This window comes from Undibacterium sp. SXout20W (assembly GCF_049340285.1).
Taxonomy (GTDB): Bacteria; Pseudomonadota; Gammaproteobacteria; order Burkholderiales; family Burkholderiaceae_D; genus Undibacterium.
In genome coordinates this window covers 1-7,300 of sequence record NZ_JBMPPH010000078.1, presented here as the reverse complement: position 1 = coordinate 7,300, position 7,300 = coordinate 1, and the positions used below count along the sequence as shown (strand labels likewise).

Annotated in this window: 3 protein-coding genes; all 3 read left to right on the top strand. The window is 48.8% G+C overall.

Annotated features, from left to right (window positions below; translation table 11 throughout):
- Window positions 1-817 precede the first annotated feature (817 nt).
- From ACO0K1_RS19695 to ACO0K1_RS19685, 3 genes are read left to right on the top strand one after another with little or no spacing between them, the layout of a single operon-like run.
- Window positions 818-5,965, top strand: coding sequence for a jacalin-like lectin (locus ACO0K1_RS19695; RefSeq protein WP_423028843.1), 5,148 nt, complete (start codon window positions 818-820; stop codon window positions 5,963-5,965).
- Entirely contained in the window at window positions 5,955-6,443 is a 489-nt protein-coding gene (locus ACO0K1_RS19690; protein ID WP_423028841.1) for a hypothetical protein, read from the top strand. The genes ACO0K1_RS19695 and ACO0K1_RS19690 overlap by 11 nt, the downstream gene beginning before the upstream one ends.
- A gap of 11 nt (window positions 6,444-6,454) precedes the next feature.
- Complete coding sequence (locus tag ACO0K1_RS19685; RefSeq protein ID WP_423028839.1) at window positions 6,455-7,066, top strand: SCO family protein; 612 nt, start codon at window positions 6,455-6,457, stop codon at window positions 7,064-7,066.
- Window positions 7,067-7,300: the final 234 nt, after the last annotated feature.

Here is a 7,300-nt window from a genome sequence, read left to right as displayed (position 1 = left end):
TGGTCTGGTGCGACGCGGGATTGGAAATTGAAGGACGAGGTCTGGCTGAATCCGAAACGAAATCAGGCAGAGGAACTAATGCTAGCAGCATGACTTGACGCGACATCTTTGTTGACAACTACCGTTATTCCTCTTATTCTTCTTATTCCAGTCATCCTTTACAAAAGGAGGGCTGGACATTTCTTTGATGTCACGTTTTTAAAATCCTTTTGCTCAGTAACACTGAAAGCACTGACCGCGAATAAATTGCGGTATCCATTACCGCAAGTTCCAATATTTGAAATTAAATTTAAGTATTCTCGTTTCCCTAAGCCCCATAGCAAGATCGAAATTTTTGTACACCGCTGATTTGGCTGATGATGAAGTTATCGCTTATAGCATCAGCAGTGATGGCAGTTTGACTAACGTAGGTAGGCCGGTTCTGATAAATACTGTCACTAAAATTAGTAGGCAAGAAGTGGTTGGAATTTAACCGTGACATCTGATTTATTTTTCAGATTTAAGTGCGTTTTTTAAGGTGCCAGAAAGCAAGTCGCTTTCCTGGTTTTTTTCTTTGAGGGACAAGTGGGTGGGGAGAAATTTATAAGCGAATTTAGGAAGTTCAAGGATCGGAAAACTCTCCAAAATTTCCGATAGGAAATTATTTTTGCATGGATATTTATTTCCCTGTGGAAATGTGTTAATAAAGTCCGACAATTTTGCAATATTTTAATATTGCTCGCTCCTCTTGTTTTACTTTCTTTCACAAATCATGTTGCCTTGTCGTGCATTTGCTCATATATCCTGTGACAAATTTTTCCGGTATTTGGAGTACAACATGTCATTCAATAAAATCGCTTCGTTGGCTATTTCTGCGCTTGTTTTGTCAGCGTGCGGATCCGGCAATCAGAGCAGCCAGCAAACGCCATTAGTGATGAGCAATGATAACTTTGTGAAGCACGTGACAGCATTGCGTGCTCAACAAACGGCACTTGCTGCGCCGTCCCAGGCTAAGTGGTCAGCGGTGACGAACTTAAGTTTGGTGCCAAGTTTTGCTTCCATCTTGCCGAACGGAAAAGTATTGCTGTTTTCTGCAGATTCACAATTTAGTTTCACAGGTGGTACACCGGGTGGTGGAAAAACGTACTCCACCATCTACGACCCGAATACAAATACATTTACAGACACATTGGTCAGTAACACCGGACACGAAATGTTTTGTTCTGGCACTAGTATGCTCGCCGATGGACGCCTATTGATCGCTGGTGGTGGCGATGCGGGTAAAACGAGTATCTACGATTCCGTGTCGAATACCTGGTCAAGTTCCGGAACGTTAAATATTCCGCGTGCCTACAACGCAAACACTGTATTAGCAAACGGCACTGTCTTGACGCTCGGTGGCTCCTGGCTTGGAGGCTCAGTAAATAAAAACGCTGAAGTGTGGTCACCGTCAGGTAGTTGGAGCACACTCAGCGGTGTCTCCATTACCCCGTTTCTGGAGCCTGGACAAGGTGGGTCGGGGAGTTACACTGCGGACGGCCATTTATGGTTGATTCCTGCTGGAAACGGTAAAGTTTTCCATGCTGGCGCAGGCGAACAAATGCATTGGATCAGCACGCAAGGTAATGGTGAAGTAACGAGCGCTGGTGTGCGCGGTGATGATGTGTATGCGTTCCACGGCAATACCGTTATGTACGACACAGGTAAAGTATTGAAAGTTGGTGGTACGCCTCAAAATGTCGGCAGCCCATCAAGCGCGTCCAGCTATGTGATCGATCTTAATACGGGCGTGAATGTTCGTAAAATTAACCCGATGAGCTATGCTCGTTCGTATCACAACTCTGTCGTTTTGCCAGACGGCCACGTCGTGATCCTTGGCGGTATGACAGTCGGTGGCCAGTTCACTGACGCCAATGCTGTACTGGTACCAGAAATTTTTGATCCTGTCACTGAAACCTTTACGCCAATGCCAGCGATGAGTGTTCCGCGCGATTATCACAGCGTCGCAGTTTTATTGGCCGATGGTCGGGTGTTATCCTCAGGCGGCGGTTTATGTGGGCAGGGGTGCGCCGCAAATCACCCGGATTTGCAGATTTTGTCACCGAATTACTTATTTAACGCCGATGGCAGCGCAGCGACACGTCCGGTGATTACAAGTGCGCCAGCGAGTGCCGCGTATGGCAGTGTGGTCAATGTAACGACGGATTCTGCGGTCACTGCGTTTTCTATTGTGAGAGTGAATTCTATAACGCACGGAGTGAATAACGATCAACGACGTTTGTCTTTGACTTTTAGCAGTACAGGGGCAAATACGTATCAGGTCAATATACCAAGCAATCCTGGTTGGGCAATCCCAGGCGTCTACATGCTGTTCGCGATGAATAGTAACGGTACGCCGTCGGTGTCCAAAATGGTCACTATTAACAACACGCGTGCACCTTTACTGACACCGCCCGGCACGCAGTCGTCCGTTGTTGGCTCTAATGTCAATTTCTCGCTGGTTGCGCAAACAAATGGTGGTGCCGCATTAACCTACACGGCGACTAACTTGCCGCCAGGTTTGAGTATTGATGCTGCGACTGGTTTGATTTCTGGCCGACCAAGCACAATCGGTACTTACTTCCCAACCGTTCAGGTGACTAACGGCACAGGACAGGTAAGCTCCTATTTTGAGTGGGACGTCAATTCGCCTGCGTCACTGACTGGTGTTAGTCCTATTTATGGTGCAACGACGTCGGGTTCGGCATTTAGCGATACTGGAAACGGTCCATTGACGGGCGTTAATTTGCGTGGTGGTTCGTGGCTAGACAATATTCAAGGCGTGAACGCGAATGGCTCGTTGGGTAGTCATGGTGGCTTAGGGGGCGGACCTCTATCGTTCACTGTACCGGCTGGACAGTATCTGGTACGTGCGTTCGGTACTGCTGGTAACACGGCCATAGCGCAGATTACCTTCGTCAGCAACACGGGATTGAGTTTTGGTCCATACGGCGGTGGTGTCGGACAAGCGAGCTATAGCGCCTTCGATTTCACCGTTCCAAGTGGTGCGCAGATTACAGGTCTCCAGGGAACAGCAGGTACATATGTATTTTCGTTGGGATTCCAATATGGACCAGTCAATAGCGCGCCGACATTGCCGGTGATAAATACGCCGACACCGCCGACGACCTATATGGGAGTGCAAACGTCATTAACACTGTCTGCCAGTGAACCAGGAACTCACACACTTACCTACAGTGCAGCTGGATTGCCTCCGGGTGTCGTGCTCAATGCATCATCGGGCGTGATGGCTGGTTTCCCCACTGCGGCCGGTGGCTATGGTGTCACTGCGAAAGTCACCGATGAAAAGGGCAACACTGCCAGCACAAGCTTTACGTGGAGAGTGTTAGATCCTATTCCGGTTATTCAGCCGATAAGCGCACAAGCAGCGGCGGCAGGAACTAATTTGAGCTATACAGCCAATGCTGGTACAGGGACATATCTATATTCCTGGAATTTTGGCGATGGCAGTCCGACAACGGCATTTAACGCATCGAACACAGCGAGCCATAACTATGCAACACCGGGTGTCTATACCGTGACTGTGACGGTGAAAGATGCTTCTGGAACGGTCGTTTCTCGTTCGTTTGTGCAGGCAATAACCAGTGGCGCACCATCAAATAATGGGTCACAAGCATTGAGTAGTTCGCATATTGCAGTTGAGAAACGTGCTGGCTTAAGCGATCGCCTATGGGTTGTAAATCCAGATAACAATAGTGTTTCTGTGATCGATACGGCAGGTAATACCCTCGTGTCAGAAATCGCAGTTGGCAATCAGCCGCGTACGGTGGCTATCAACGGTAGTACCGTGGTCGTCACCAACAAAGAGGCAGCTAGTTTGAGTGTATTGAGTACGGCGACGCTGAAAGTAGTAAATACTGTCAATGTTCCTCGTGGCACACAACCGTATGCTGTTTTGATTGGTCCTGATGGAAGCGCGTATATTAGTCTGGAAGGCACAGGTCAAATCCTGAAGTTCAATTCTAGTTGGGTGCAAACAGCCAGCGTTGCTGCGCCTGGTGTACGTCATTTATCCATGACTGCTGATGGTAGCCGACTGTTCGCAAGCCGTTTCATTACTGCACCTCAGGTCGGTGAAAACACGAACGCCATTCAAACCAGCGTCAATGGCATTCCTGCTGGTGGTACCGTCACTGAATTCAGCCCGGCAAATCTGACGCAGGTGCGGCAAATCACTGTGCAATTTAATACGCAAGCCGATACCTTGTTAGTTGGAAAAGGTTTACCGAATTACCTGGGTGCGTTGGCGATTTCACAGGATGGCAAAAATGCCTGGTTACCTTCGAAACAAGATAATATTTTACGTGGTACGTATCGCGATGGTAAGCCTTTAGATTTTCAGACGACCGTGAGAGCGATCACTTCGCATCTGAATCTGGCGACGAATCTTGAAGATCTGCCTGGACGCATTTTCCACATTAACAGCGGCTTTACGACGGCAGCGGTTTTTCACCCGAATGGTGCGTATGTATTCGTCAGCCTTGAAACGTCGCGTGAAATCGCGGTGCTTGATGCGGTAGGTAAACGTGAGATTTTAAGGGTGCCAGCAGGCCGTGCTCCGGATGGTTTGCGACTGTCATCTGATGGTACGAAGTTGTATGTTTACAATTTCATGGATCGAACTGTTGGATCTTATGATCTGAATCCATTATTGCAATATGGTAATTTGAGCTTGCCTTTACTGAGCACCGTAAAAACAATTAACACAGAACAATTAGCTGCTAACGTGCTGCTGGGCAAGCAATATTTTTATGATGCCCAAGATCCGCGTTTAGCTCGTGATAGCTGGATGAGCTGTGCCACTTGCCATAACGAAGGTTGGGGCGATGGACGGGTATGGGACTTCACAAGTTTAGGGGAAGGCTTGCGTAATACGACCAGCTTACGTGGTCGCGCAGGTGGTCATGGGAACAAGCATTGGAGTGGCAATTTTGACGAAATTCAAGACTTTGAAGGTCAAATTCGTAGTTTCGCTGGCGGTTCTGGCTTGATGAGTAATGCCTTGTTTAACTCTGGTACGGTGAGTCAGCCCTTGGGTTCACCCAAGGCGGGTCTCAGTGCTGACCTGGATGCTCTGGCAGCCTACGTCATTTCACTGAATACCTTTAGCCCTAGCCCTTATCGTAATCCGGACGGTAGTTTGACCACTGCGGGTGTCGCTGGTAAGGCAATTTTTGCAGCGCAGTGTTCGACTTGTCACGGCGGCGTTAATTTTACTAATAGCTTCACTTTCAGTGGAACCGCCACTGCCGATCTGATGAATATCGGAACGCTCTATCCAGGCAGCGGCCAACGCCTTGGTGCTGGTGCATTGACTGGTATTGATCCGCCGACCTTGCGTGATGTATGGGCTAATGCGCCGTATTTACATGACGGCTCTGCGCCAACAATTAGCGCGGCAATTACTGCGCATACGAATCTGAAATTGAGCGTGGCAGATCTGGCATTGGTATCTTCTTATGTGGCACAAATTGGCTCAGACGAAGTTGCCGCACCTAATACCTTCGTGACGAGTGCATTGATCGGCCATACAGGTTCTGGTACAGCGTTCTCCGATGCTGTGACTACTGGTAAGCCGTTGACCGGTGTCGTTATTCGCAGCGGTTGGTGGCTCGACAGCATACAAGGCGTTACGTCTGCAGGGTCGTTGACAGCGCACGGTGGAACGGGTGGAAACCCAGCCAGCTTTACCGTACCTGCAGGCCAATATTTGGTACGGATTTATGGTATTAGCGGTGATTCAGCGATTGCGAAGATTAGTTTTGTTACCAATACGGGACAAGTGTTTGGTCCATATGGCTTGGATCAGGGGCAATCAACGAACACGTCTTTTGACTATACTGTTCCGACCGGAAATAAAATTTACGGTTTCGCTGGTTCTTCCGGTCAGTACCTGAATGCCATTGGGGTGATTTATGGGCCTTAGTAAGTGGGTGACAGCCTTGGCTGTCACCGGATTTCTGGTTGCCTGGTGGCATTGGGCAGACGCGGATACCGTGAGCGCCAACGATATCAATGCCTCACTTCCTGGCAAAAGTCTATTTGATGGGAAAGAAACTTTGCAGGCGCGAATGTTAGGGCATGACGAGGCGCTTCCTGCCTCGGCTGCCGTCTGCTTGAACTGCCATCACGCAAATCGCAACGGAAACCCAGGCAGCAATGCAAATGTCTCGACCGATACCAGTTTTGCGCCGCTGTTGACTAAATCGTATCTGCTGACGTCTCGTCCACGTCGCGGCGGGCCGTCCAGCAGTTATCAGTTGGAGTCATTTTGCCGTGTATTGCGTGACGGAATTGATCCGACTGATGTCATCGTTGATACCGTGATGCCTCGTTATACCTTGAGCCAGCAACAGTGTGCACAAATCTGGCAATATCTGAGTACGCAACCAGAAAATAGTTAAAAAGAATGGTCATGTCGCGTACCTCCTTGCCCCCATCACTGACCTCGAGACGAAGCGTTGTGCGAGCACTTGCTGCGGTTGCGCTATATCCAGGCTGGCTGCGCGAAGTCGTTGCCCACAATATGGCAGGCAGAGTTAAGCCACCTATTCCAGTACCAGATGTCGATGTCGTGTTGCACAACGGGCGTAAGACGAATTTGCGTGAACTGATGACAGGTCGTGCTACGGCGGTTCAGTTGATGTTTACCGGTTGCAGCGCGACTTGCCCCATTCAGGGGGCTTTGTTTGCGGAGGTGCAACAACAACTACCTTCGCAAAAATTACCCTTGCAACTGATCTCCGTCAGCATTGATACTTTGGGCGATAGTCCAGGCAGTATGCAGACCTGGTTGTCAAAATATAAGGCTGGTTCTTCCTGGTTGGGAGCAATTCCTACAACGAAGCACAATGACGTCTGGTTGGATTTTTTAAATGGCCGAACCAAAGGATTGGATCGCCATACCGGACAGGTTTTCTTCTTCAATCAGCATGCGGAATTAAATCTGCGTACGGTCGATTTTCCAAAACCTGAAGAAGTGGCGCGCTTGCTCGTGCAACTCGCGCGCGAGACTTCTATCAGTTAACTCAGTAATAATCTATTTAAACTTAGCATCGGTAACGTCAACGCTGTTCTTAGTGAAGAAGGGCTTTTGACCAAAAGACGATGCAACGTTGTCCTGCATTAATCTACGGTAAGCGTCCGACGCAACCATCTAGCAATGATGAAATGAACGCGCCACACTCCTTCGTTTCAAAGTTAAGGAGAAGGCATGAGCCACGACCCAATACAAATATCGCTATGGAATCAACGCCTGCAG

Coding starts and splice junctions, on each gene's coding strand:
- ACO0K1_RS19695 (WP_423028843.1), top strand. CDS start 818: ATGTCATTCAATAAAATCGCTTCGTTGGCTATTTCTGCGCTTGTTTTG.
- ACO0K1_RS19690 (WP_423028841.1), top strand. CDS start 5,955: ATGGGCCTTAGTAAGTGGGTGACAGCCTTGGCTGTCACCGGATTTCTG.
- ACO0K1_RS19685 (WP_423028839.1), top strand. CDS start 6,455: ATGTCGCGTACCTCCTTGCCCCCATCACTGACCTCGAGACGAAGCGTT.